The sequence below is a fragment of the Streptomyces sp. NPDC012510 genome, from assembly GCF_042955065.1.
GTDB lineage: Bacteria > Actinomycetota > Actinomycetes > Streptomycetales > Streptomycetaceae > Streptomyces.
In genome coordinates this window covers 31,466-55,753 of sequence record NZ_JBIBEN010000013.1, presented here as the reverse complement: position 1 = coordinate 55,753, position 24,288 = coordinate 31,466, and the positions used below count along the sequence as shown (strand labels likewise).

At 71.7% G+C, this 24,288-nt stretch carries 21 protein-coding genes; 13 read left to right on the top strand and 8 right to left on the bottom strand.

Translation table 11 applies throughout. The features are described from left to right. Positions 1–12: 12 nt before the first annotated feature. Both ACFY9I_RS24145 and ACFY9I_RS24140 read left to right on the top strand, forming a co-directional pair. Positions 13–336: a MazG-like family protein gene (locus ACFY9I_RS24145; protein WP_391005188.1), complete on the top strand. Its 324-nt coding sequence runs from the start codon at positions 13–15 to the stop codon at positions 334–336. Between the two features lie 206 nt (positions 337–542). Further along, positions 543–1,019, top strand: a complete 477-nt coding sequence (locus tag ACFY9I_RS24140; protein ID WP_391004886.1) for a DUF6099 family protein — start codon at positions 543–545, stop codon at positions 1,017–1,019. 249 nt (positions 1,020–1,268) lie between these two features. Here the strand turns inward: ACFY9I_RS24140 and ACFY9I_RS24135 are convergent, their stop codons facing one another. Next, positions 1,269–1,436: a hypothetical protein gene (locus ACFY9I_RS24135; protein ID WP_391004884.1), complete on the bottom strand. Its 168-nt coding sequence runs from the start codon at positions 1,434–1,436 to the stop codon at positions 1,269–1,271. Positions 1,437–1,675: 239 nt separating this feature from the next. Between ACFY9I_RS24135 and ACFY9I_RS24130 the strand changes: the two genes are divergently transcribed. The 4 genes from ACFY9I_RS24130 (at position 1,676) to uppS (ending at position 9,319) form a co-directional block, all read left to right on the top strand. After that, complete coding sequence (locus ACFY9I_RS24130; protein WP_391004882.1) at positions 1,676–2,599, top strand: TIGR03560 family F420-dependent LLM class oxidoreductase; 924 nt, start codon at positions 1,676–1,678, stop codon at positions 2,597–2,599. Positions 2,600–3,112: 513 nt separating this feature from the next. Next, positions 3,113–4,588: a 3' terminal RNA ribose 2'-O-methyltransferase Hen1 gene (locus ACFY9I_RS24125; RefSeq protein WP_391004880.1), complete on the top strand. Its 1,476-nt coding sequence runs from the start codon at positions 3,113–3,115 to the stop codon at positions 4,586–4,588. Then, positions 4,585–7,146, top strand: a complete 2,562-nt coding sequence (locus ACFY9I_RS24120; protein ID WP_391004878.1) for a polynucleotide kinase-phosphatase — start codon at positions 4,585–4,587, stop codon at positions 7,144–7,146. The genes ACFY9I_RS24125 and ACFY9I_RS24120 overlap by 4 nt, the downstream gene beginning before the upstream one ends. Positions 7,147–7,453: 307 nt before the next feature. Beyond that, complete coding sequence (gene uppS / locus ACFY9I_RS24115; protein WP_391004876.1) at positions 7,454–9,319, top strand: polyprenyl diphosphate synthase; 1,866 nt, start codon at positions 7,454–7,456, stop codon at positions 9,317–9,319. Positions 9,320–9,432: 113 nt separating this feature from the next. Here uppS and ACFY9I_RS24110 read toward each other — a convergent pair whose 3' ends face one another. Both ACFY9I_RS24110 and ACFY9I_RS24105 read right to left on the bottom strand, forming a co-directional pair. After that, complete coding sequence (locus ACFY9I_RS24110) at positions 9,433–10,332, bottom strand: hypothetical protein (protein ID WP_391004874.1); 900 nt, start codon at positions 10,330–10,332, stop codon at positions 9,433–9,435. Then, complete coding sequence (locus ACFY9I_RS24105; RefSeq protein ID WP_391004872.1) at positions 10,329–11,465, bottom strand: SPFH domain-containing protein; 1,137 nt, start codon at positions 11,463–11,465, stop codon at positions 10,329–10,331. The genes ACFY9I_RS24110 and ACFY9I_RS24105 overlap by 4 nt, the downstream gene beginning before the upstream one ends. 184 nt (positions 11,466–11,649) lie before the next feature. Between ACFY9I_RS24105 and ACFY9I_RS24100 the strand changes: the two genes are divergently transcribed. After that, the gene (locus ACFY9I_RS24100; protein ID WP_391004870.1) at positions 11,650–12,873 is read left to right on the top strand and encodes an arginine deiminase; all 1,224 of its coding nucleotides are present in this window, start codon (positions 11,650–11,652) and stop codon (positions 12,871–12,873) included. A gap of 135 nt (positions 12,874–13,008) precedes the next feature. Further along, positions 13,009–14,016 carry an ornithine carbamoyltransferase gene (argF, locus tag ACFY9I_RS24095; protein WP_391004869.1) on the top strand — a complete coding sequence of 336 codons (1,008 nt, stop codon included), beginning with the start codon at positions 13,009–13,011 and terminating at the stop codon, positions 14,014–14,016. A gap of 12 nt (positions 14,017–14,028) precedes the next feature. Here the strand turns inward: argF and ACFY9I_RS24090 are convergent, their stop codons facing one another. After that, positions 14,029–14,493, bottom strand: a complete 465-nt coding sequence (locus ACFY9I_RS24090; RefSeq protein WP_391004867.1) for an ATP-binding protein — start codon at positions 14,491–14,493, stop codon at positions 14,029–14,031. A 288-nt stretch (positions 14,494–14,781) separates the two neighbouring features. On the opposite strand from ACFY9I_RS24090, the gene ACFY9I_RS24085 reads away from it, so the two are divergent. Both ACFY9I_RS24085 and ACFY9I_RS24080 read left to right on the top strand, forming a co-directional pair. Next, on the top strand, positions 14,782–15,609 hold the full coding sequence (locus tag ACFY9I_RS24085) for an enoyl-CoA hydratase family protein (RefSeq protein WP_391004865.1): 828 nt from the start codon (positions 14,782–14,784) through the stop codon (positions 15,607–15,609). Then, the gene (locus ACFY9I_RS24080; RefSeq protein WP_391004864.1) at positions 15,609–18,020 is read left to right on the top strand and encodes a bifunctional salicylyl-CoA 5-hydroxylase/oxidoreductase; all 2,412 of its coding nucleotides are present in this window, start codon (positions 15,609–15,611) and stop codon (positions 18,018–18,020) included. Before ACFY9I_RS24085 ends, ACFY9I_RS24080 begins: the two co-directional genes overlap by 1 nt. A gap of 97 nt (positions 18,021–18,117) precedes the next feature. Here ACFY9I_RS24080 and ACFY9I_RS24075 read toward each other — a convergent pair whose 3' ends face one another. Continuing rightward, positions 18,118–18,936: a PaaX family transcriptional regulator C-terminal domain-containing protein gene (locus ACFY9I_RS24075; protein WP_391004862.1), complete on the bottom strand. Its 819-nt coding sequence runs from the start codon at positions 18,934–18,936 to the stop codon at positions 18,118–18,120. Positions 18,937–18,951: 15 nt separating this feature from the next. Next, positions 18,952–20,568 (bottom strand): AMP-binding protein, encoded by a 1,617-nt coding sequence (locus ACFY9I_RS24070; protein WP_391004860.1) that lies wholly within the window; start codon positions 20,566–20,568, stop codon positions 18,952–18,954. Between the two features lie 153 nt (positions 20,569–20,721). Between ACFY9I_RS24070 and ACFY9I_RS24065 the strand changes: the two genes are divergently transcribed. Further along, positions 20,722–21,903, top strand: coding sequence for an acyl-CoA dehydrogenase family protein (locus tag ACFY9I_RS24065; protein WP_391004858.1), 1,182 nt, complete (start codon positions 20,722–20,724; stop codon positions 21,901–21,903). Further along, positions 21,900–22,298 carry a Rid family hydrolase gene (locus ACFY9I_RS24060; RefSeq protein WP_391004856.1) on the top strand — a complete coding sequence of 133 codons (399 nt, stop codon included), beginning with the start codon at positions 21,900–21,902 and terminating at the stop codon, positions 22,296–22,298. Before ACFY9I_RS24065 ends, ACFY9I_RS24060 begins: the two co-directional genes overlap by 4 nt. Positions 22,299–22,393: 95 nt before the next feature. Here ACFY9I_RS24060 and ACFY9I_RS24055 read toward each other — a convergent pair whose 3' ends face one another. Beyond that, positions 22,394–22,582, bottom strand: coding sequence for a DUF5999 family protein (locus tag ACFY9I_RS24055; protein WP_391004854.1), 189 nt, complete (start codon positions 22,580–22,582; stop codon positions 22,394–22,396). Positions 22,583–22,849: 267 nt separating this feature from the next. Here ACFY9I_RS24055 and ACFY9I_RS24050 point away from each other — a divergent pair, with 267 nt between their 5' ends. Then, positions 22,850–23,299 (top strand): DUF6299 family protein, encoded by a 450-nt coding sequence (locus ACFY9I_RS24050; RefSeq protein ID WP_391004852.1) that lies wholly within the window; start codon positions 22,850–22,852, stop codon positions 23,297–23,299. A gap of 58 nt (positions 23,300–23,357) precedes the next feature. Here the strand turns inward: ACFY9I_RS24050 and ACFY9I_RS24045 are convergent, their stop codons facing one another. Further along, entirely contained in the window at positions 23,358–24,176 is an 819-nt protein-coding gene (locus tag ACFY9I_RS24045) for a carbonic anhydrase (protein ID WP_391004850.1), read from the bottom strand. Positions 24,177–24,288: the final 112 nt, after the last annotated feature.

Below are 24,288 nucleotides of genomic sequence, written 5' to 3'. Positions count from 1 at the left end.
CGGGCGGCGGAGCTGGACGTGCCGACCCTGCAGCGTCGGCTCGCCGACTTCGCCGCCGCCCGCGACTGGCAGCCGTACCACACGCCCAAGAACCTGGTCTCCGCCCTGAGCGTCGAGGCGTCCGAACTCGTCGAGATCTTCCAGTGGTTGACGCCGGACGAGTCCGCGCGCGTGATGGCCGACCCGGAGACCGCCCACCGCGTGACGGACGAAGTCGCCGACGTATTGGCCTACTTGCTCCAACTGTGCGAAGTGCTGGACATCGATCCGCTGGCCGCACTGGACGCGAAGATCGACCGCAACGAGCAGAGGTTCCCGGCGCCGGAGAAACCCTGAGCGGCGAGCCCATCACCCTGCCATCACCCCGCCCCCCACCTCGATCGTCACTCTACGGAGTCAAAAAGTTATCCACAGTCGATTTGTTATCCACAGATTTCGGGCTTCCTCTGGCTTTCTGTATCACCGACCTTCACTGTGGGTAATGAATAGACAAGAGTTCGGGCGGACGTGTGAGAGCGCGTCGGGACAGTCGGGGGCAGCGCATGGACGCGGTGCGGCTCATCTTGGCGAGCAGGCGTGCTCTGGCGGGCAGCGTCGAGGGTTCTCAGATCATGGCCGAGGCGTGGCAGTCCTATGCCCTCGCCCAGGCCATCGGCAGCCGTCTCGCGGTCTCGGGCCCTCCCGAGCTGCGCGGCGAGGCCCTGGGGCTGACCGAGCTGGCGGGCAGCGGCTGCGGCATACTCGGGGCCCCGCCGCTCCGCGTGGGCGATTTACGCGCCGCCCAGCTCACCGAGTTGGGCGACGCCCATGAGTCGCTGCTGCGGCTCGGGGGCCTGCTGGGCGAGGTCGGTATCGCGCTCGTGGGACTGGCCAGCGGCGCCGACGACGAGGCGACGTACTGGCAGTGCATGGAGGCGATCGACGCGGCGGACGAGGCGCGGGACCGGGTGCTGGAGATGCTTCGGCGACTGGCGGTGAGAGACCAGGTCCTGTCGGACAGAGACGCGGCGGCGGGGTGAGTCGTTGCGCTGCGGATGGTTCGTGGTTGCTCGCGCGGTTCCGGCGCCCCTCGGAAGCAGGGGGCACCCCGGGCTTCTCAGGGGCGCGGGGAACTGCGCGACAAGCCCCCACCCGCCCGCAGCCGAACAACTCGCCCCAGAGGCCGGAGGCCGGAGGCCAGAGGGGCGAACGGACGCAAGCCCTGGACATGGCGAACGCCCGGCCGGAAAAAGGGTGGCCGGGCGTCGGGTTGCGTGGCTCGGGGAAGGTCAGGCCGTGTCGCTCTCCTCCGCGGCAGCGGCACGCGGCGCCGAGAGGTCCGCGTCGAGCTGGGACAGGTCCGCGTTCAGGGCAGCCATCAGCTCCTCCATCTGCTGGAGCAGACCCTTCGGCTGCGCAGGCACGGTCGCCTGCTCCGGCACGGCTTCCTGGGACATGTGACGGCCTCCTCGGCCCTCGCCCCCCGAGGGGGCACGTAGGTGAGCGCCCCGGCAGCGGCCGCCGGCGACGGGTGCCGGGCGGTCCGGCTCCTCCCGAGGAACGATCTCCGTTCCCGCCGGTCACTGGCCCGAGCCCGTCCCATGCTCCGGATCAACGGAATTTCACCCGACCGTGGCCCCGCGGCGCCGGTGGGACCGATGCCGTTGACCGACGGACGAGCATGCAGGATGGAGACATGGATCTTCGCATCTTCACCGAGCCCCAGCAGGGGGCGACCTATGACACCCTTCTCACCGTCGCCAAGGCCACCGAGGACCTCGGCTTCGATGCCTTCTTCCGATCCGATCACTACCTCAGCATGGGCTCGGTCGACGGCCTCCCCGGTCCCACCGACGCCTGGATCACCCTGGCCGGACTCGCCCGCGAGACCAAGCGCATCCGCCTCGGCACCCTGATGACCGCCGGTACCTTCCGTCTGCCCGGTGTGCTCGCCATCCAGGTTGCCCAGGTCGACCAGATGTCCGGTGGCCGCGTCGAACTCGGCCTGGGCGCAGGCTGGTTCGAGCAGGAGCACAAGGCGTACGGCATCCCGTTCCCCAAGGAGAAGGTCGCCCGCCTGGAGGAGCAACTGGCCATCGTCACCGGCCTGTGGGCCACCGAGGTCGGCAAGACCTTCTCCTACGAGGGCACCTACTACCAGTTGACCGACTCACCCGCCCTGCCCAAGCCCGCCCAGGCCAAGGTGCCCGTGCTCATCGGCGGTCACGGCGCGACCCGCACCCCGCGTCTCGCCGGTCGGTACGCCGACGAGTTCAACATGCCGTTCGGCACGATCGAGGACACCGAGCGACAGTTCGGCCGTGTGCGTGAGGCCGCCGAGAAGGCCGGCCGCAAGGGCGACGACCTCGTGTACTCGAACGCCCTGGTCGTCTGTGTCGGTAAGGACGACGCCGAGGTCGCCCGCCGAGCCGCCGCGATCGGTCGCGAGGTAGAAGAGTTGAAGGCCAATGGCCTCGCCGGCTCCCCGGCCGAGGTCGTCGACAAGATCGGCCGCTACCGGGCCGTCGGCTCCCGGCGTCTCTACCTCCAGATGCTGGACCTCGACGACCTGGACCACCTGGAGCTGATCTCCAGCCAGGTGCAGTCCCAGTTGTCGTAGCGAAGTCGCCCGACCGCGAGCCGAACCCCCACCCCCGGCATCCCCCGCGGCACCGCGCCCCACAAGGGCCGCGGTGCATGCCGAGGCGCCCCACCGGTGCGGCCGACGGGGGCGGGGCGGCCGGAGGGCCGGGGCGCCGAGGTGGTCGACGGGCGCGGGCTGCCGGCCCTGCTCCGAACGGGATCCCAAAATCCACACCGGTCGGCGACGCCGAGTACCTGGCGCACGGCTGAAGCAGCTCCGCGAGGTACCGACGCCTCGCTGACCGTCGCGGCCGGTGACGTCATCGGTGCCGGCCCCTTCCTCCCCGGTGCCCCTTCCTCCCCAGCCCCTTTCTCTCCGGCCTCTTCCAAGACGAGCCGACCGTCGAGTCCATGGAGAAGCTGCGCCTGGGCGTCACGAGCGCGGGCGACCACGAGTGCGGCGGCCTACCGGAAAATGCCTGAGGCAGCCCTGAGCCTTCGCTGTACGTTGGGCACCCATCACAGACACCCACCACGAGGCAACCCCACCGTGTTCCTGACGATCAGTACCACCGGTACCCCAGAGCGCCCCGCGACCGATCTCGGTTTCCTGCTGCACAAGCATCCCGACAAAACGCAGGCGTTCACCACCTCCTACGGCAAGGCCCACGTCCTCTACCCCGAGGCGGACGCCGAGCGGTGCACTGCCGCGCTGTTGCTGGAGGTGGACGCGGTGGCGCTGGTCCGGCGCGGCAAGGGCAAGGGCCGGGGCGGCGCACCCGACGCGGCGCTCGCCCAGTACGTCAACGACCGCCCGTACGCGGCCTCCTCCCTCCTCGCCGTGGCGCTGAACGACGTCTTCTCCAGCGCCGTGCGCGGCCAGTGCAAGGCCCGCCCCGAACTCCCGGAGCAGGCCCGCCCGCTCCGTGTCGAGATACCCGCGCTGCCCGCGCGCGGCGGCCCGGACCTCGTCGTCAAGCTCTTCGAGCCGCTCGGCTGGACGGTCACGGCCGAGGCGGTGGCGCTGGACGCCCAGTTCCCGGAGTGGGGCGCCTCCCGTTACGTACGGCTCGTCCTGGAGTCGGAGTCGCTGACGCTCGCCGAGGCGCTGCGCCACCTGTACGTCCTGCTGCCGGTCCTCGACGACGCCAAGCACTACTGGGTGTCGTCCGACGAGGTCGACAAACTGCTACGGGCCGGCGAGGGCTGGCTCCCGGACCACCCGGAACACAAACTGATCACCAGCCGGTACCTCTCCCGCCGCTGGTCGCTGACCCGGCAGGCCATGGAGCGCCTGGAACTCGTACGGCTGGCAGAGGCCGACGACAGCGAGGTCGAGGAGATCGACAACGCGGTCGAGGAGCCCGCGGACGACGAGGCAGAGGAGAAGCCGACGCCGCTCGTCGTGCAGCGCAGGGACGCGATCATCACCGCGCTCAAGGAGTCGGGTGCCGCCCGTGTCCTCGACCTCGGCTGCGGCCAGGGCCAGTTGGTGCAGGCGCTGCTCAAGGACGTCCGCTTCACCGAGATCGTCGGCACGGACGTGTCGATGCGCGCGCTCACCATCGCCGCCCGCCGCCTCAAGCTCGACCGCATGGGCGAGCGCCAGGCCTCCCGCGTCCAGCTCTTCCAGAGCTCCCTCGCCTACACCGACAAGCGCCTCAAGGGCTACGACGCAGCCGTGCTCTCCGAGGTCATCGAGCACCTCGACCTGCCCCGGCTGCCCGCCCTGGAGTACGCCGTCTTCGGGTCGGCCCGCCCCCGGACCGTCCTCGTGACCACCCCGAACGTCGAGTACAACGTCCGCTGGGAGACCCTCCCGGCCGGGCACGCCCGGCACGGCGACCACCGCTTCGAGTGGACCCGCGAGGAGTTCCGCACCTGGGCCACCACCGTGGCCGACCGGCACGGCTACGACATCGTGTTCGTCCCCATCGGGCCCGACGACCCCGAGGTGGGGCCGCCCACCCAGATGGGTGTGTTCACCCTCAGGACCATGAACGAGAAGGAGGCGAAGGCGGCATGAGCGAGACCACCGAAAGCACCGAGCGCACCGTGAAGGGGCGCACCCTGCCCGTCACCGACCTCTCCCTCGTGGTGCTGGTCGGCGCCTCCGGCTCGGGCAAGTCCACCTTCGCCCGCCGCCACTTCAAGCCCACCGAGATCATCTCCTCCGACTTCTGCCGGGGTCTGGTCTCCGACGACGAGAACGACCAGAGCGCGACGAAGGACGCCTTCGACGTGCTGCACTACATCGCGGGCAAGCGCCTCGCGGCCGGCCGCCGTACGGTCGTCGACGCGACCAGCGTGCAGCAGGAGTCCCGCAAGCAGCTGATCGAGCTGGCGCGCAAGCACGACGTGCTGCCGATCGCCATCGTGCTCGACGTGCCGGAGGAGGTGTGCGCCGAGCGCAACGCGGCCCGCACCGACCGCGCCGACATGCCGCGCCGCGTCATCCAGCGCCACACCCGCGAACTGCGCCGCTCCCTCAGGCACCTGGAGCGCGAGGGCTTCCGCAAGGTGCACGTCCTGCGCGGCGTCGAGGACGTCGAGAACGCCACCATCGTCACCGAGAAGCGCTTCAACGACCTCACCCACCTCACCGGCCCGTTCGACATAATCGGAGACATCCACGGCTGCGCGAGCGAACTTGAGGCCCTGCTCGGCAAGTTGGGCTACGTCGACGGCGTCCACCCGGAGGGCCGTACGGCCGTCTTCGTCGGCGACCTCGTCGACCGGGGCCCGGACAGTCCGGGCGTGCTGCGCCGTGTGATGTCGATGGTCGGCTCGGGCAACGCGCTCTGTGTGCCCGGCAACCACGAGAACAAGTACGGCCGTCACCTCAAGGGCCGCAACGTCCAGCACACGCACGGACTCGCCGAGACCATCGAGCAGATGGAGGGCGAGAGCGAGGAGTTCAAGAAGCAGGTACGGGAGTTCATCGACGGGCTCGTCAGCCACTACGTCCTCGACGGCGGACGACTGGTCGTCTGCCACGCCGGTCTGCCGGAGAAGTACCACGGCCGCACCTCAGGCCGGGTGCGCAGCCACGCCCTGTACGGCGACACCACCGGCGAGACCGACGAGTTCGGGCTGCCCGTGCGCTACCCATGGGCCGAGGACTACCGGGGCCGCGCGGCCGTCGTCTACGGTCACACCCCGGTACCGCAGGCCACCTGGCTGAACAACACCATCTGCCTCGACACCGGCGCGGTCTTCGGCGGCAAGCTCACCGCCCTGCGCTGGCCGGAGCGCGAACTGGTCGACGTACCCGCCGAGAAGGTCTGGTACGAGCCGGTGAAGCCGCTGGCCTCCGAGGCGCCCGGCGGGCACGAGGGCCGGCCGCTGGACCTGGCGGACGTGCACGGCCGTCGGGTCGTCGAGACCCGGCACGCGGGCCGGGTGTCGGTCCGCGAGGAGAACGCGGCCGCCGCCCTGGAGGTGATGAGCCGTTTCGCGGTCGACCCGCGTCTGCTGCCGTACCTGCCGCCGACCATGGCACCCACCGCCACCTCACACCTCGAGGGTTACCTGGAGCACCCGGCGGAGGCGTTCGCGCAGTACAAGGAGGACGGCGTCGCGCGGGTCGTGTGCGAGGAGAAGCACATGGGTTCGCGGGCGGTCGCCCTGATCTGCCGTGACGCGGACGCCGCCCGCGAACGCTTCGGCGCGGACGGCCCGACCGGGGCCCTCTACACCCGTACCGGCCGCCCGTTCTTCGACGACCAGGCACGCACCGAACTCGTCCTCGCCCGGGTCCGCGAGGCGATGACGGCGGCCGGGCTCTGGACGGAACTCGACACCGACTGGGTGCTGCTGGACGCCGAGTTGCTGCCGTGGTCGCTGAAGGCGTCCGGGCTGCTGCGCACCCAGTACGCGGCCGTCGGTGCCGCCTCCGGCGCGGTGTTCCCGGGCGCGCTGGCCGCCCTGTCGAGCGCGGCGGCCCGCGGAGTCGACGTCGGCGAACTGCTGGGCAAGCAGCGCGAGCGGGCCGCCGACGCCGCAGCGTTCACCGAGGCGTACCGGCGCTACTGCTGGCCGACCGAGGGCCTGGACGGCGTCCGGATCGCCCCGTTCCAGATCCTCGCCGTGCAGGGCCGCAGCCTGGCCGCCCTGCCGCACGACCAGCAACTGGCCCTCATCGACCGGCTCGTCGAGTTCGACGTCAGCGGACTGCTGCAGACCACCCGACGGCTCTTCGTCGACACCGGCGACGAGGGCTCGGTGCGGGCCGGCATCGACTGGTGGCTGGAGATGACCGGTCGCGGTGGCGAGGGCATGGTCGTCAAGCCGGTCGAGGCGGTCGTACGCGACGGGAAGGGGCGGCTGGTGCAGCCAGGCATCAAGTGCCGGGGCAGGGAGTACCTGCGGATCATCTACGGCCCGGAGTACACCCGCCCGGAGAACCTGGCCAGGCTGCGCGGCCGGTTCCTCAACCACAAGCGGTCCCTCGCCCTGCGCGAGTACGCCCTGGGTCTGGAGGCCCTCGACCGGCTCGCCGAGGGGGAGCCGCTGTGGCGGGTGCACGAGGCGGTGTTCGGGGTGCTGGCCCTGGAGTCGGAGCCGGTCGACCCCCGGCTGTGACCGGCCGGGCCCGCGCGCCAGGCGGCCAAAACCCGCGCGCGGGACCAGCCGGACCCGCGCGCGGGACCAGTCGGCCGGCGTGTGGGGCAGGTCGGGGCGGGTGGGGCCCACGTCCTGAGGCGACATTGCGGCTGATAATGTCGCAGGCAGGCGTGGCCGTGCACTGCGTTCGAATGGTCTCCGTGGTTCCCGTGGATCCGGCAGTGCTCGAGGGACGGTGATCGCAGCCGGTCGGCAGGCGATCGCTGTCACCCGAGTCGGTCCCATCGATTCCATCGGTCCCATTCGAAGCTATGTGGGGTTCCCCATGCGTCGCACCACCACGCGGTCCATATCGCGTTCCGTAACGCGGTCCGGGCGAGAGCGGTCGGCACTCGACGCCGCGTACGACGAGTGCCGTCGCCTGGTCCGTACGACCCGGCCCACCGAGCACGCCCTGATGGCGCTCATGCCCCCGTCCGCGCAGCCCGTGTGCTGGGCGCTGTACGCGGCCTTCGGTCACGCCGACGATCTGCTCGACCGCTCCGAGGAAGCCCCCGAGGAGCGGGGGCGTCAGCTCCGGGAGTGGCGGGTCGCGTTGGAGGCGGACCTGGCGAGCGGGACCAGCGACGACCCGATCCGCCTCGCGCTGACCGACGCCGTGTGGCACTGGGGACTGGACCTGGGAGATCTGCTGGGCGCGCTGGACGCGGTCCAGCGGGACGACGACCGCGAGGGCGTCGCGACCTGGGAGGAGTGGCGGGAGCGGGCCCACGCCCAGAACGTGAGCTGGCCCGAGCAGCTCATGCGGATGCTGGTACGGATGGGACTGCCCGTCCCCGTACGGCTGCGGGATCTGCCCGGCTTCACCCGCTTCGTGGAGGGGCTGTTCCTCACCGACATGCTGCGTGACCTCCCCGAGGACCTCGACAGCGGTCATGTGTGGTTCCCCGGCGAGGTGCTCGACCGTTTCCGGGTCACGCCGGCCGATCTGCTCTCCCGGCAGTGGACCCCCGCCGTGCGGGAGTTGATCGGCCATCTCGTGGACGAGGCCCGCGGCTGGCTGGAGACCTCGCGCCGGGCCCTGAGCGACACGCTGCCGCTGGGCCCCTCGATCGTGCTGGACACCACCGTCGAACTCTTCGGCGCCGAGCTGGACGCGATCCTGCGGGCCGGACCGGCCGTACTGCGCCGCCGGATCCGGGTCCCCGCGCACACCCGGTTGCGGATCCTCGGCCCGGCCCGGGCGAGGGCCGCCGTGGTGTGGCGACTGACCCTGCCCCCCGACCGGCTCACGGCCGGAGCCCCGGCGAGGACGGCCACCACGGACCGTACGGGCCTGCCTTCCCCCTCCGGCGGGACGGGCCCGGGCGAGCTCACCGGCCCCGAGCGGCACACCCCGAAGATCGCCGAGCCGCCCCTGCCGCCGCGCCCCCACCGCGACGGCGCGCGCCCGCCCGTCATAGCGGCGGCCCAACTGCCGCAGCACGTCGCGATCGTCATGGACGGCAACGGCCGCTGGGCCACGGGCCTGGGACTGCCCCGCGACGAAGGCCATCGCGCCGGAGCGGTCGCCCTGCGCGACGTCGTCCAGGGCGCCCTGGAGATAGGTCTGCCGCACCTCACGGTCTACGCCTTCTCCACCGAGAACTGGAAGCGCTCGCCCGACGAGGTCTCCAAGCTCTTCGCGATCATGCGCTCCGAACTCCTCGACGGCGAACTCCTCGACCACGACGTGCGCCTGCGCTGGGTGGGGTCCCCCGACGGCCTCCCGGACGACGTCGTGGAGGTCCTGCGCAGCCAGCAGCACGCCACCCGCGACCGTGCGGGCCTCACCCTCAACGTCTGCGTGAACTACGGCGGCCGCGCCGAACTCGCCCAGGCCGGCGCGGCGTTGGCCCGCGCCGCCCTCGCCGGCGAAGTCGACCCCGCGCGCGTCTCGGAACAACTCTTCGCCGCCCACCTGCCCCACCACGCGCTGCCCGACGTCGACCTCCTCTGGCGCACCAGCGGCGAGATACGCACCTCCAACTTCCTCCCCTGGCACGCCCACTACGCCGAACTCCACTTCACCGACCAGCCCTGGCCCGACGTGGACCGCCGCGACCTGTGGGAGGCCATCACCGCCTACACCCACCGCAAACGCCGCAAGGGCGCCGCGTCGGTGTCGGCGCCGGTGGACGGGGCCGAGTAACAGAGCCAGGGGGGCGCGGGTTCGTGGATGGGTGCGGGTGGGTGCGGGTGGGTGGGGGTTGCTCGCGCAGTTCCCCGCGCCCCTTGAAGGGGCGGCGGGGGCGCCCTCTCACGTCAGCCCACCAACCGCAACCGAACCGAAGCCACCCCCACCCGCACCGTCTGCCCCCACGTGAGCTCCAGCGCATCCCCCTCCATCCCGTCCCCGAACACGATCAACCGGTCCGACTCGACCGTCAGCCGCAGCCGAGCCGCCGCTGCCAACTCCCCGGCCACCAAAGACGTCCCGGTCGCCGGAGACGGCCACGCCTCGCGCACGAACCACAGCAGCCGGGCCTCGTCGCGCCCCGGAAGGCTCAGCGCACTGGCCCGTTCCTGCCAGACGGACCGGATCCACCCGCTCGCCCCGGTCCCCGTCCCGACGAGCACCCCGGACGAGGCCTGGGGCTCGACGGCACCCCTGTCGCCGTCGAGCCCCAGACGGTACCGAGCGGTTTGGTGCCCCGCCGCGCCGAGGTAGATCTCGTTGAGCGCCACCAGCCGCTGTGTGTCGTCGGCGACGGCCTCGACCATGGTCAACTCATCGGCCGAGCAACCCGGTTGAAGTGACGAGGCCAGCAACTTTCCGACCTGTTCGGGGCGATGGCGCACCAGCACCCCCGGATTGCGCCTGGGGTCGGGGTTGATCCCCACCACCGGCTGCCCCGCGAGGTACTTCGCCACATTGGCCACCAGCCCGTCCTGCCCGACCACGACCACCACGTCCTCGGGGGCGAACAGGAACCGGTCCAAGTCCCCCCGCTCGACCCGCGCCTGACGCCATGTCAGCGGAACCGAGGAGGCGGCCTCGGCCAGCGCCCCGCGTTCCCGCCGGTGCCGCTCGGCCACGTCCTCGATGTCCCGCCCCCGGGAGCGCAGGAAGAAGGAGGCCTGCCCGTGCGTACCGTGCCGGGCCACCAACTCCTCGTACTCGGTGGTGCGATGGACCAGCACCACCCGCGGCGCGAGGCTCACGCCTGGCCCCCGCGCGAACCACCTGAACCACCTGAACCGCCCGCCCCGCCCAGCTTCGCGAGCAGCCCGGTCAGCACATCCGGCGACACCGTCACACTCTCGATCCGCGGCAGGTTCTCCGCCAGCCGCGTCCCGGTCAGCGCGTGCAGCGTCGCCGCGTCCACCTCGGCGTGCACCCGCAGCCACGCCGCCTGTGCCTCGGCCCTCGCCTCACCGACGGCCCTTGCGGCAAGGGCCTCCGCCTCGGCCAGTTTGACCTGTCGCGTCGCCTCCGCGTCGGCGAGCCTGACGTTGCGCGCCGCCTCCGCCTCCGCGAGTTTCACGGTCCGCTCGGCCTCCGCCTCGGTCAGCCGCACGGTCCGGGCCGCCTCCGCGCCCGCCTTCACCGCGTCCGCCGCGGCCCTCTCCTCCGCCTCCCGTCGTGCGTTCGTGCCCCGCTGCTCGACCAACTGCTCCTCGCGGCGGGCGAGTTCGATCTGGCTGGCCAACTCGTTCTCGGCGATGGCCCGCTCCCGCTCGACGGCCACGGCACGGCGCTCGTACGTCGCCCGGTCCGCCTCCTGCTGGATCTGCTCCCGGGCCGGTGTGCGCAGGGCCCGCTCCACCTCGGGTTCGGGTCGCAGCGCCACCACGCGTACGGCCACGATCTCGATCCCGGTGGCCGGCAGCCGGGGCTCCGCCGCCAGCCCGCCGGCCACCCGCTCCCGGACCGCCGCGACCCCGTCGACCAGGGCCGACGCCAGCGTCGTACGGGCCAGGACGTCCAGAGCGTGCTGCTGGGCCGTCTCCGTCAGCAGCGTAGACAACTGCTCCAGGGGAGCGCCGCGCCACACCCCGGTGTCCGGGTCGACGGAGAAGTCGAGCCGGGCGGCGGCGATCGCCGGGTCGCTCACCCGGTACGTCACCGTCGCCTGTACCGCCACGTCCTGGAAGTCGGACGTACGGGCGTGGAAGGTCATCGCCAGCTCCCGGTCGTCCACCGGGATCTCGGAGAGCGCGGCACTCAGCGACCGGTACCAGAAGCTCAGCCCAGGGCCGTCGTGCACGAGTCGCCCGGAGCGGTGGTGACGGATGTGCGCGGTGGGCGCGCCGCGCAGATGCCGCCAGCCGAGCCGTCTGGTGATGTCGGCCATGGATGATCCCCCTCGTCGTCGTACGGATGCGCGCGAACCGGTCCGGTCCACTGCCGTGCCGGAGAACGGTTCGCGTCACTTAGACGATAATGGGGGATCCGCTTATCGTCAAGGGGACGAGATGAAGGGTTCCGATTCCGTCGACCGGCGGGTGAACACGCGCCCGAATGGTCAGGATGAGGACATGGGATTCCATGTCGACTCCGAGGCCGGGCGCCTGCGCCGCGTCATCCTGCACCGGCCGGATCTTGAGCTCAAAAGGCTCACCCCCAGCAACAAGACCACGCTGCTCTTCGACGACGTGCTGTGGGTGCGCCGGGCGCGCGCCGAGCACGACGGGTTCGCCGACGTGCTGCGCGACCGCGGGGTCGCCGTCCACCTCTTCGGCGACCTCCTCACCGACGTCATGCGGATTCCGCGAGCCCGGGAGCTCGTCCTCGACCGGGTCTTCGACGAGAAGGAGTACGGCCCGCTCGCCACCGACCACCTCCGCGCCGCCTTCGAGTCACTGCCCCTGCCGGAACTGGTCGAGGCGCTGATCGGCGGCATGACCAAGCGTGAGTTCCTCGACGCGCACATGGAGCCGGCCTCCGTCCGCTTCCATGTGATGGAGCTGGACGACTTCCTCCTCGACCCCCTGCCCAACCACCTCTTCACCCGCGACACCTCCGCCTGGATCTACGACGGGGTCTCCATCAACGCCATGCGCTGGCCGGCCCGCCAGCGCGAGACCGTGCACTTCGAGGCCATCTACCGGCACCATCCCCTCTTCCGCGACGAGACCTTCCACATCTGGTCCGAGGGGCAGGCCGACTACCCGTCCACGATCGAGGGCGGTGACGTGCTCGTCATCGGCAACGGTGCCGTCCTCATCGGCATGAGCGAGCGCACCACCCCCCAGGCCGTCGAGATGCTCGCCCACAAACTCTTCGCCGCCGGCTCCGCGCAGACCATCGTGGCCCTCGACATGCCAAAACGACGGGCCTTCATGCACCTCGACACGGTCATGACCATGGTCGACGGCGACACTTTCACCCAGTACGCCGGACTCGGCATGCTCCGCTCGTACACCATCGAACCGGGTGTCGGCGAGAAGGAGCTCAAGGTCACCGATCACCCGCCAGAGCACATGCACCGCGCGATCGCCGCCGCGCTCGGCCTCAACGAGATCCGGGTGCTGACCGCGACGCAGGACGTCCACGCCGCCGAACGCGAGCAGTGGGACGACGGCTGCAACGTCCTCGCCGTCGAGCCCGGCGTGGTCGTCGCCTACGAACGCAACGCCACCACCAATACGCATCTGCGCAAGCGGGGCATCGAGGTGATCGAGATCCCGGGCAGTGAGCTGGGGCGGGGTAGGGGCGGCCCGCGCTGTATGAGCTGCCCGGTGGAGAGAGCGGCGGTGTAGGCGGTCGGCCGCCGCAGTGCGCGACCGTCGAGAAGAGGGGGCCGTATATAAATGTGGAACATCGTATAGACTTCCAGTCCTCTTGCGCTGTCCGCTGTCCGCTGTCCCTTACCGTCCTCGAAACTGGAGCGCCCCATGGCGACTGTCCCCCACGCCCTCGCCGGGCGCCACTTCCTCAAGGAGCTGGACTTCACCGCGGAGGAGTTCCGCGGGCTGGTCGAGCTGGCCGTTGAGCTGAAGGCGGCCAAGAAGGCCGGGACGGAGACCCGGCACCTGCGGGGCAGGAACATCGCGCTCATCTTCGAGAAGACCTCGACGCGCACCCGCTGCGCGTTCGAGGTCGCCGCGGCCGACCAGGGCGCCAGTACGACGTACCTCGACCCCTCCGGGTCGCAGATGGGTCACAAGGAGTCCGTACGGGACACCGCGCGGGTCCTCGGTCGGATGTTCGACGCGATCGAGTACCGCGGGGACAGTCAGGCGAACGTCGAGGAGCTGGCCGCGTACGCCGGAGTGCCCGTCTACAACGGCCTCACCGACGACTGGCACCCCACCCAGATGCTCGCCGACGTGATGACCATGATCGAGCACTGCGACAAGCCGCTCGACGAGATGGCCTTCGCGTACCTCGGCGACGCCCGCTTCAACATGGGCAACTCCTACCTGGTCACCGGCGCGCTGCTCGGCATGGACGTCCGTATCGTCGCTCCCCGGGCCTACTGGCCGGCCGAGGAGGTCGTCACGCACGCGCGCAAGCTCGCCGAGCTCAGCGGGGCGAGGATCGCGCTCACCGAGCACATCCACGACGGGGTCGCGGGGGCCGACTTCATCGCCACAGATGTCTGGGTCTCGATGGGGGAGCCGAAGGAGGTCTGGGACGAGCGCATCGGGGCGTTGTCGCCATACGCCGTGACCATGGACGTGCTCCGTGCCACCGGGAACGCGGACGTGAAGTTCCTGCACTGTCTGCCGGCCTTCCATGACCTCGGCACGAAGGTCGGGCGTGAGATCCACGAGGCGCACGGGCTGGATTCACTGGAGGTGACGGACGAGGTGTTCGAGTCGTCGCACTCCGTCGTCTTCGACGAGGCGGAGAACCGGCTGCACACGATCAAGGCGGTTCTGGTGGCGACGCTGGCCTGACGCCGGGCCGCCTCACGCGTGGCGGCGCTGCGGGGGCACCGTCGGCAGCCGGAACCAGACCGCCTTGCCCGAGTCGGTGGGGCGGTGGCCGCAGGCGGAGCTGAGGGCCCGGATGAGGAGGAGGCCCCGGCCGTGCTCCTGCCAGGGGTCGGGCTCGATCGGGCCGGGGGTGGTGAGGTCGCCCGGGGGCGCCGGATCGGGGTCGTGCACCTCCACCTTGCAGCCGGACGGCAGCAACTCGACCACCAGCTCGATGAGGCCCTCCCCGGTCGCGTGCTCGATCGCGTTGGCGACCAGCTCCGCCGTGAGCAGCTCCGCCGTGTCGCAGTCCGTCCCGTGCTTCAGCTCGGCCAACGCCGTACGGACCAACGCGCGGGCCACGGGCACGGCCGCGGCGGTGTGCGGCAGCGCGATGCGCCAGGAGGCGGGGGCGGAGGGTTCTTGCAAGGCGGTGGATCCGTTCATGGAGCAGGTCATGGTCGTCCTGCTTTCAGCGTTACGAATGGTACGGCCCGGGCCGGCTGGGCCGCTCGGCGGGCGTCGTACGGGACCGTCGGCCCCGTTGCCGGGCGGTCTACCCATACCGACGCCGCGCCGCGCACGGCCGAGCCCGTCGTTACCGGTCTGTCGAACGTCCGTGACCCGGTCACGGACGCCATCATCCGCGTATAGCGCACTCGTGACGACAGTCAGATATCGGTGATAACTTCGTGGGGCAGGGAAGTAGCCGCAGCGTCGAGGTAGCCCCCGAGGAGGCCGCCCGTCATGAGTCCCTTCACCGGCTCCGCCGCCCGCACCTCCGACTGGCGGCATCTGAGGTGCGCGATCACCGACGGCATCGCCACCGTCACCCTCGCCCGCCCCGAGAAACTCAACGCCCTCACCTTCGGCGCCTACGCCGACCTGCGCGACCTCCTCGCCCAGCTGTCACGGGAGAGGTCCGTACGCGCCCTGGTGCTCGCCGGTGAGGGCCGGGGCTTCTGCTCCGGCGGGGACGTCGACGAGATCATCGGCGCCACCCTCGCCATGGACACCGCCGAGCTCCTCGACTTCAACCGGATGACCGGGCAGGTCGTACGGGCCGTACGCGAATGCCCCTTCCCGGTGATCGCCGCCGTCCACGGGGTAGCGGCGGGCGCCGGCGCGGTCCTCGCCCTGGCCGCCGACTTCCGCGTCGCCGACCCCACCGCCCGCTTCTCCTTCCTCTTCACACGCGTGGGCCTGTCCGGCGGCGACATGGGCGCCGCCTACCTCCTGCCCCGCGTCGTCGGCCTCGGCCACGCCACCCGCCTCCTCATGCTCGGCGACCCCGTCCGCGCCCCCGAGGCCGAACGCATCGGCCTCCTCACCCACCTCACGGACGAGGGCGACGCCGACACCGCCGCCCAGGCCCTCGCCCGCCGCCTGGCAGAGGGCCCGGCCCTCGCGTACGCCCAGACGAAGGCCCTGCTGACAGCCGAACTCGACATGTCCCTGTCGGCCGCCGTGGAACTCGACGCGGCGACCCAGGCCCTCCTGATGACCGGCGAGGACTACCAGGAATTCCACGCGGCGTTCACAGAGAAACGCCCCCCGAAGTGGCAGGGCCGCTGATGCCGACCCAGCCGGTCATACCGTCCTCGGGGGCAGCCATTCCAGATGCGCGGGGCGGAGTCGACACGCGGCTCCGCCTCGGGGCGCGACCAGCCCCCACTCACCCGCGGTCTCCAGGGCACCCCACCCACCCCACCCACCCCACCCGAATCGCGATCATCGGCGGCGGCCCCGCCGGTCTCTACGCCGCCGCCCTCCTCAAACGCCTCGACCCCACCCGCGACATAACCCTCTGGGAGCGCAACCCCCCGGACGACACCTTCGGCTTCGGCGTGGTCCTCTCCGACGAAACCCTCGGCGGCATAGAACACGCCGACCCCCAGGTCTACGAGGCCCTGCAAGCACACTTCACCCGCTGGGACGACATCGACATCGTCCACCGCGGCACCCGCCACACCTCCCAAGGGCACGGCTTCGCCGCCCTCGGCCGCCGCACCCTCCTGAAGATCCTCCACGCCCGCTGCCGCGCCCTCGGCGTGGACCTCCGCTTCGGCACGGAGGCCCCGTACCCCTCCTGGCTCTGCGAGACCTACGACCTGGTCATCGCGGCGGACGGCGTGCACAGCGCGACCCGCGAGGCGTACGCGCAGGTGTTCCGGCCGGCCGTCGAGACGCACCGCTGCCGTTACATCTGGCTCGCCGCCGACTTCGCCTTCGAGGCGTTCCGTTTCGAGATCGCCGAGACCGAGCACGGCGTGACGCAGCTGCACGGCTACCCTTACGCGCCCGACGCGTCCACCGTCATCGTGGAGATGCGCGAGGAGGTGTGGCGGGCCGCCGGGCTGGACCGGGCGGACGAACGGGAGTCGGTCGAACGGTGCGCGAAACTCTTCACGGACGCGCTCGGCGGACGGCCCCTGCGCTCCAACAACTCCACCTGGACGACCTTCCGCACGGTCGTCAACGAGCGCTGGTCGCACGGCAACCTGGTCCTGCTCGGCGACGCCGCGCACACCGCGCACTTCTCCATCGGTTCCGGTACGAAGCTGGCCGTCGAGGACGCGCTGGCGCTGGTCGCGTGTCTGCGGGAACAGCCCGATCAGGAGCGGGCGTTGCGGGCGTACGAGGAGGAACGGCGCCCGGTGGTCGCCTCCACCCAGCGCGCGGCACGGGCCAGTCTGGAGTGGTTCGAGAACATCGGGCTCCATCTCGGCCGGCCCTCCCGGCAGTTCGCCTTCAACCTCCTCACCCGCAGCCGCCGTGTCACCCACGACAACCTCCGCCTGCGCGACGCGCACTTCACCGGCGCGGTGGAGCGGGAGTTCGGCTGCCCGCCCGGCACGCCCCCGATGTTCACCCCCTTCCGACTGCGCGGTCTGACCCTGCGCAACCGGGTCGTCGTGTCACCGATGGACATGTACTCGGCCACCGACGGCATCCCCGGTGACTTCCACCTCGTCCACCTGGGCGCCCGTGCCCTCGGCGGCGCCGGGCTCGTGATGACCGAGATGGTGTGCGTGAGTCCCGAGGGACGCATCACCCCCGGCTGTGCCGGACTCTGGAACTCCCGGCAGGCCGAGGCCTGGCGCCGCACGGTGACGTTCGTGCACGAGCAGGCGCCGGGCACGGCCATCGGCGTCCAGCTCGGCCATTCCGGCCGCAAGGGTTCGACCAAGCCGATGTGGGAGGGCATCGACGACCCCCTCGACACGGGCAACTGGCCCCTGGCGGCGGCGTCCCCCCTCCCGTACAAGCCGGGAAGCCAGCTCCCGCGTGAGCTGTCCCGAGCGCAACTCACCGACATCCGCGAGCAGTTCACCGCAGCCGCCGTCCGCGCCGCTCGCAGCGGCTTCGACCTCCTCGAACTCCACTGCGCGCACGGCTACCTGCTCTCCGGCTTCCTCTCACCGCTGACGAACCGCCGCACCGACCGGTACGGCGGTTCCCTCGACCACCGGCTCCGCTTCCCGCTCGAAGTCTTCGACGCGGTGCGGGCGGTGTGGCCCGAGGAACGCCCCATGACGGTCCGGATCTCCGCCACGGACTGGGCGGACGGCGGCACGACGGTGGAGGACGCCGTGGAGATCGCCCGCGCCTTCGCGGCCCACGGCGCGGACGCGATCGACGTCTCGACCGGCCAGGTCGTCGCCGACGAGCGCCCCGAGTACGGCCGCTCCTACCAGACGCCGTTCGCGGACCGCGTCCGGCACGAGACGGGGGTACCGGTGATCGCCGTAGGCGCGATCTCCTCCTGGGACGACGTCAACTCCCTCCTCCTGGCGGGCCGCACGGACCTCTGCGCCCTGGGCCGACCCCACCTGTACGACCCCCACTGGACCCTCCACGCCGCCGCCGAGCAGGGGTACGAGGGGCCCGGGGTGACCTGGCCGGCCCCCTACCGAGCGGGCAGCCGCCGCCCCAACACGGGCCGCACGGACGCCCCGAAGCCCCGCCTGACGCTGTCGCCGTAGACCTGCTCATCGCGCGGCTTTGCCGCCCTGGCGGGGCGCGGCTCAGCCACGGGGGCCGCGCATCCGCGGGCCGGTGGTGACGGTGTGCGTGCGCGGTTCAGGTGTCCACCCCGGCGAAGGCCGCCCCCGCGTCCCGCAGCCGCGTGTGCAGGGACCGGAACACGGCTGCCGAGCGCACACCCGGCCAGTCCGCCGGCAACAGCGCGGCGGGCAGGCCCGGATCGGCGTACGGCAGATGGCGCCAGGAGTCCAGGGTCAGCAGGTAGTCCCGGTACGCCTCCTCCGCCGGGGTGTCGGCGCGGTGCTCCCAGCCGTGCAGCACGGGCGCGTGCCGGTCGAGGAACGCCTCGTGCTGCTTGGCGATCCCGGCCAGGTCCCACCACCGTGCCACCGCCTCGGCGGTCGCCGCGAACCCCAGGTGCTCGCCCCGGAACAGGTCCACATACGGGTCGAGCCGCAGCCGGGTCAGGGTGTGCCGGGTCTCCTCGTGCAGCCGGGCCGGTGCGATCCACACGCCCGGCGCGGCCGTCCCGAAGCCCAGCCCCGCCAGCCGTGACCGCAGCACGTGCCGCTTCTGCCGCTCCGACTCCGGCACCGAGAAGACGGCCAGCACCCAGCCCTCGTCCTGCTCGGGCGCCGTCGCGTAGATCCGCCGGTCGCCGTCCTCCAGCAACTGGCGCGCGTCCTCGGACAGCGCGTACCCGGCCGCCCCCGCCGCCGTGCGGGCGGGCAGCAGCAGTCCGCGCCGCTTCAGCCGGGACACCGAGGAGCGGACGGAGGGCGCGTCGACACCCACGGCGGCGAGCAGCCGGATCAGCTCGGAAACGGGCACGGGCCCCGCAACCGAACGGCCGTAGGCGCCGTAGAAGGTGACGATGAGCGAACGTGGTGCGTGCTGTTCGGACACGTTGATCATTTTAGGTCTTCCGCATCACTCCTGGTCACCTAGGGTGCGCAGGCGGAACCGCTGCAGCTTCCCGGTCGCCGTGCGCGGCAGTGCGTCCAGGAACACGATCTCGCGCGGACACTTGTACGGCGCCAGCTCGGACCTGAGGAACGCGCGCAGTCGTTCGCCGTCCCGGCCGGCCCCCGCCGCGACGACCACGTACGCGACGACGACCTGCCCGCGCGCCTCGTCCGGCCGCCCCACCACCGCCGTCTCCGTCACGTCCGGATGGCGCAGCAGAGCCTCCTCGACCTCGGGGCCGGCGATGTTGTAACCGGCCGAGATGATCATGTCGTCGGCGCGTGCGACAAAGCGGAAGTACCCGTCCGGCTCGCGGACGTACGTGTCACCCGTGACGTTCCAGCCGCCCCGCACGTACTCCCGCTGCCGCTCGTCCGCCAGGTAACGGCACCCCACCGGGCCGCGCACGGCGAGCAGCCCCTGCTCTCCGTCGGGCACCGGCTTGCCGTCCGTGTCCTGCACTCGCGCCCGCCACCCCGGTACGGGCACCCCCGTCGTCCCCGGTCGTACGGCGTCGTCCGCCGCGGAGATGAAGATGTGCAGCAACTCGGTCGCGCCGATGCCGTTGATGATCCGCAGCCCGGTCCGCTCGTGCCAGGCCCGCCAGGTGGCCTCGGGCAGGTTCTCGCCCGCCGAGACACACCGCCTGAGCGACGAGAGGTCGTGCCCGTCCGGCCCGTTCAGCTCGCCCAGCATCGCCCGGTACGCCGTCGGCGCGGTGAACAGCACCGACACCCCGTGTTCCGGGATGGCCGGCAGCAACTGCGCGGGCCCCGCCCGTTCGAGCAGCAGGGCGCCCGCGCCGGCCCGCATCGGGAAGACGACCAGACCGCCGAGGCCGAAGGTGAAGCCGAGCGGGGGAGAGCCGGCGAACACATCGTCCGGCCGGGGCCGCAGCACATGCCTGGAGAAGGTGTCCGCGACCGCGAGCAGGTCGCGGTGGAAGTGCGCACACCCTTTGGGCCGCCCGGTCGTGCCGGACGTGAACGCGATCAGCGCCACGTCGTCGGCCGCGGTGTCCACCGCCTCGTACGGCCCCCGCGTGCCGTTGGCCACCGCCAGGCGGAGCAGATCACCCGGCCCGTCCCCGCCGTAGACGGTGATCCCTAGCCCCGGCGCGTCCGCCTTCACGAGGTCGTCCACGGACCGTATGTCGCACAACGCGTGCGACACCCGCGCCAGTGCGCAGACCGTCGCCAGTTCGTGGGGCCGCGCCTGCGCGAGCACCGTCACGGCGACCGCCCCCGCCTTCAGCACCGCGAGCCAGCACGCGGCCAGCCAGGGCGTGGTGGGCCCGCGCAGCAGGACCCGGTTGCCGGGCACCACGCCGAGCGTGGACGTCAGGGTGTGGGCGATCCGGTCGACGTGGACGCGGAGTTCGCCGTACGTCCACGTCTCGCCGGCGGGGGTGCGGAAGACGGGTCGGCCCGGGTCGCCCCCGTCGAGCAGTTCGGCGGCGGCGTTGAGACGGTCCGGATAGCGCAGCTCGGGGAGGTCGAAGGACAGCTCGGGCCACTGGTCCGGCGGGGGGAGACGGTCGCGGGCGAAGGTGTCGACATGGGCGGTGACCCTGGAGTTCATGACGTTCGCCCCCTGCTGTGGTCCCTGCGGTGGTGGGCTCGCATGGCGTGGTGGGCTCGCTGTCGCGCACCAGCGAGCGTATCGCCGTGGTGACGGCAGTCAATAGTTCGCGATAGCCTGCGCAGTGGCCCAGTGGGGGAGAAGGGACCGGCAATGACCGCATTCTCGCTCGAACCGGCACAACTCGCCTGGCGTACCGAGCTCCGCGCCCTGGCCGTCGAACGACTGCGTCCCCTCGCCGACAAGGGCGAGCCCGGCCGGGTCAACCGCCCCCTCGTCACGGAACTCGGCCGACTGGGTCTGCTCTCCCGACTGTTCACCTCGGGCGCGCTCGACCTCTGTCTGATGCGCGAGTCACTGGCGTACGTCTGCACGGAGGCCGAGACGGCGCTGGCCCTCCAGGGCCTGGGCGCCCACCCGGTCCACGCCCACGGCACCGAGGCCCAGCGGGCCCGCTGGCTGCCGCCGGTCCGGGACGGCGACGCGGTCGCGGCCTTCGCGCTCAGCGAGCCGGGGGCGGGTTCGGACGCGGCGGCCCTGTCCCTGCGCGCGGAGCCCGACGGCCTCGGACGCTGGCGTCTGACCGGCGAGAAGTGCTGGATCTCCAACGCCCCCGAGGCCGACCTCTACACCGTCTTCGCCCGTACCACCCCGGGCGCGGGGGCCCGTGGCGTGACCGCCTTCCTGGTCCCGTCCGACCGCCCCGGCCTTACCGGTACCCCCCTCGACCTGCTCTCCCCGCATCCCGTCGGAGCCCTCGAACTCGACGCCGTCCCCGTCACGGCCGACGACGTCCTCGGCGCCCCCGACCGGGGCTTCCGTGTCGCCATGGCCACCCTCAACCTCTTCCGTCCGAGCGTCGGCGCCTTCGCCGTCGGCATGGCCGAGGCCGCGCTGGACGCCACGCTCGCGCACACCTCCCGACGGGAGGCATTCGGCGGCAGGTTGCGCGACCTCCAGACGGTCGCCCACCAGGTCGCCGAGATGGCGTTGCGCACGGAGGCGGCCCGGCTCATGGTCTATGCGGCGGCGACGGCGTACGACAGCGGCGACCCGGACGTGCCCCGGCGGGCCGCCATGGCGAAGCTGCTGGCCACGGAGACCGCCCAGTACGTCGTCGACGCGGCCGTGCAGTTGCACGGGGCGCGAGCCCTGAGGCGCGGGCATCTGCTCGAACACCTCTACCGGGAGGTGCGGGCTCCACGGATCTACGAGGGGGCGAGCGAGGTGCAACGGGCCGTCATCGCGAAGGAGTTGTACGCGAAGGAGTTGTACGCCGGAGAGGAGTCCGGGCACGCTGCGTGGAACTCCGCGGCGGAGCGGGGGCCGGTGTGAGCACCGAGCGGGTGAATCCCGCGCAGTTGTCGCCGCCCACCGGCTTCTCGCACGCCGTGGTCGCCACCGGGAGCCGGGTCGTGTTCCTGGCGGGGCAGACCGCGCTCGACGGGGACGGCAAGGTCGTGGGGGAGACGCTGGAGGAGCAGTTCGAGCAGGCGCTCGGCAATCTGCTGGCCGCGCTGGAGGCGACCGGCGGCACACCGGCCGACCTCGCCCGCGTCACGGTCTACGCCACGGACGTCGCCGACTACCGGGTCCATGCGCCCCGGCTCGGGGCCGTCTGGCGGAGGTTGGCGGGCCGTGACTATCCCGCGATGGCGGTCGTCGGTGTCGTACGGCTCTGGGACGAGCGGGCCCTGGTGGAACTCGACGGCTTCGCGGTCCTGTCCTAGCCGTCCACCCGGTCGTGCTGTGGCTGTGGCTGTGGCTGTGGCTGTGGCTGTGGCGATGGCCGTGGCGGTGGCCGTTCCGTGGCCGCGTGGGCGGCTCAGGCCGCGACGGCGAGACGGTGCGGGGCGACGATGCTGCCGTCGGGCAGGATCTCACCGGTGTCGTCGAAGACGATCGCCCCGTTGCACAGCAGGTTCCAGCCCTGCTCGGGGTGGAAGGCGACGATGTGCGCAGCGTCGCGGTCCGTGCTGTCGGCCGGGGGGCACAGGGGCTGGTGGGAACACATGGCGCACCTCCACGTCGTCGTGGTGCCGGCGGCGGTTCACCGCCTCGCACCACCGACGATGCCCTCGCCCGCGACCCGTCGCCAGCCCCTTCCACGAGACGTGACAGCACCCGGACGTGCTGTGACAGGACGCGGACATAACCGCGGACGCGCGGGCCGCACCGGTAGGGAGGACGGCGGAACCGACGCGCCGACCCAGGGGTGATGATCACCGGCGCGCCCCGCCCCGGCCGGGTACCTCTGGAACCCCGTCCAAGGAGGTATCCCATGTCCTGGTCCCGCGCCCTTTCCCAGGTCCCCCGCGTGCTCGGCGCCGCCGCCGGTGCCGCGCTGCTGCTGTTCTCCACCGCCCCGTCCGCCGGCGCCACGATCGAGCCGTTCGAGACGGTGACGATCGACCCCACCGGGTACGTCGCCCCGGACGGCGCCCTCACCCTGTCCGGCACGTACCGCTGTCTCGGCGGCAACGGCCCCGTCTTCGTCTCGTCCTCCCTGCAGCAGGGCGACAGCCGTGTCCGCAAGGGGGTCGGCGGTACCTCGGCGGTCTGCGACGGCGCCGACCACACCTGGACCAACACGGACAAGGCGGACCCGGGTCGCTTCCTGCCGGGCCGGGCCCGGGTGGAGGCCACCCTCATGGAGCTGTCCGGCGGCGGTCTGCCGCTGTCCAGGTTCCACGCGGTCAAGCAGCAGGACATCACCCTCGTCGAGGGCTGAGACAGCGCGAAGGCGGCTCCGTGGTCGGTGTCACCGGAGCCGCCTTCCCCTGGGGGCCTTACTTGAGCAGGTGCACCCGCTGGGTCGTCAGGTCGTAGCGGGCGCCGACGATGGCGACCTTGCGGGCCTTCAGCTTGGCGGCGAGGTCGGGGTCGGCCGTCAGCTTGGAGCGGACGAGGCGGACGTTCGCGTCGATGGTCGCGGCGACCCGGGCGTCACCGGTCACGCTGTGGTCGATCGCCGGAGCGATCTCGTCGGCGATGAACTGGATGCCGCTCGGCAGCTCCTCGCCGCTCTCGTCCACCGCGACGGCGGCCTTCACGGCTCCGCAGGACTGGTGACCGAGCACCACGACCAGCGGGATGTCCAGTTCCAGCACGCCGTACTTGACGCTGCCGAGCACCGACTGGTCCAGCACCTCGCCCGCGCTGCGCACGGTCATCAGGTCGCCGAGGCCCTGGTCGAAGACCAGCTCCGGGGGGACACGGGAGTCGATGCAGCCGAGGATGAGGGCGAAGGGGTGCTGACTGGTGGTCAGCGCCTTGCGCACGGTGGCGTCCTCGTCGGGATGCCGTTCGTTGAAGGTCCGCCAGCGGCGGTTGCCCTTCGACAGAGCCGTCAGCGCCTCTTCGGCCGTGGTGGGCCGAGCGCCGACGGAGGGGGCGGCCGCGGGGGTGGCGCGGGTCTTGCGGGTCACGGGCTCGGCGTCGGCCGGGAAGGCACCGATGGCGAGGCCGCCACCGAGGACCGCCGAGCCGGCCAGAGCGGCGCGCAGGAGCGAACGCCGGCCGCGCGGCTTCGCGTGGGATATCGGGGCGTCGGCGGAGTCGGTCGCCTCGGCGCCGTTACCTCTGTTGGGTTCTGCGTCAGAGTTCACGAGCAGGAACGTACGCCCGGCTCAAACGTCCAAACGTTCACGTTGCGGAATCATGGACGAGCGTTGATCAATCATGGCCGGTCCTTGAATCGTTCTTGGCCTCCTGAGGGAA

What these genes read in the sequence shown, in the direction of transcription:
- ACFY9I_RS24140 (WP_391004886.1), top strand. Translation starts at nt 543, where the DNA reads ATGGACGCGGTGCGGCTCATCTTGGCGAGCAGGCGTGCTCTGGCGGGC.
- ACFY9I_RS24135 (WP_391004884.1), bottom strand. Translation starts at nt 1,436, where the DNA reads ATGTCCCAGGAAGCCGTGCCGGAGCAGGCGACCGTGCCTGCGCAGCCG.
- ACFY9I_RS24130 (WP_391004882.1), top strand. Translation starts at nt 1,676, where the DNA reads ATGGATCTTCGCATCTTCACCGAGCCCCAGCAGGGGGCGACCTATGAC.
- ACFY9I_RS24120 (WP_391004878.1), top strand. Translation starts at nt 4,585, where the DNA reads ATGAGCGAGACCACCGAAAGCACCGAGCGCACCGTGAAGGGGCGCACC.
- uppS (WP_391004876.1), top strand. Translation starts at nt 7,454, where the DNA reads ATGCGTCGCACCACCACGCGGTCCATATCGCGTTCCGTAACGCGGTCC.
- ACFY9I_RS24105 (WP_391004872.1), bottom strand. Translation starts at nt 11,465, where the DNA reads ATGGCCGACATCACCAGACGGCTCGGCTGGCGGCATCTGCGCGGCGCG.
- ACFY9I_RS24100 (WP_391004870.1), top strand. Translation starts at nt 11,650, where the DNA reads ATGGGATTCCATGTCGACTCCGAGGCCGGGCGCCTGCGCCGCGTCATC.
- argF (WP_391004869.1), top strand. Translation starts at nt 13,009, where the DNA reads ATGGCGACTGTCCCCCACGCCCTCGCCGGGCGCCACTTCCTCAAGGAG.
- ACFY9I_RS24090 (WP_391004867.1), bottom strand. Translation starts at nt 14,493, where the DNA reads ATGACCTGCTCCATGAACGGATCCACCGCCTTGCAAGAACCCTCCGCC.
- ACFY9I_RS24085 (WP_391004865.1), top strand. Translation starts at nt 14,782, where the DNA reads ATGAGTCCCTTCACCGGCTCCGCCGCCCGCACCTCCGACTGGCGGCAT.
- ACFY9I_RS24080 (WP_391004864.1), top strand. Translation starts at nt 15,609, where the DNA reads ATGCCGACCCAGCCGGTCATACCGTCCTCGGGGGCAGCCATTCCAGAT.
- ACFY9I_RS24075 (WP_391004862.1), bottom strand. Translation starts at nt 18,936, where the DNA reads ATGATCAACGTGTCCGAACAGCACGCACCACGTTCGCTCATCGTCACC.
- ACFY9I_RS24070 (WP_391004860.1), bottom strand. Translation starts at nt 20,568, where the DNA reads ATGAACTCCAGGGTCACCGCCCATGTCGACACCTTCGCCCGCGACCGT.
- ACFY9I_RS24065 (WP_391004858.1), top strand. Translation starts at nt 20,722, where the DNA reads ATGACCGCATTCTCGCTCGAACCGGCACAACTCGCCTGGCGTACCGAG.
- ACFY9I_RS24055 (WP_391004854.1), bottom strand. Translation starts at nt 22,582, where the DNA reads ATGTGTTCCCACCAGCCCCTGTGCCCCCCGGCCGACAGCACGGACCGC.
- ACFY9I_RS24050 (WP_391004852.1), top strand. Translation starts at nt 22,850, where the DNA reads ATGTCCTGGTCCCGCGCCCTTTCCCAGGTCCCCCGCGTGCTCGGCGCC.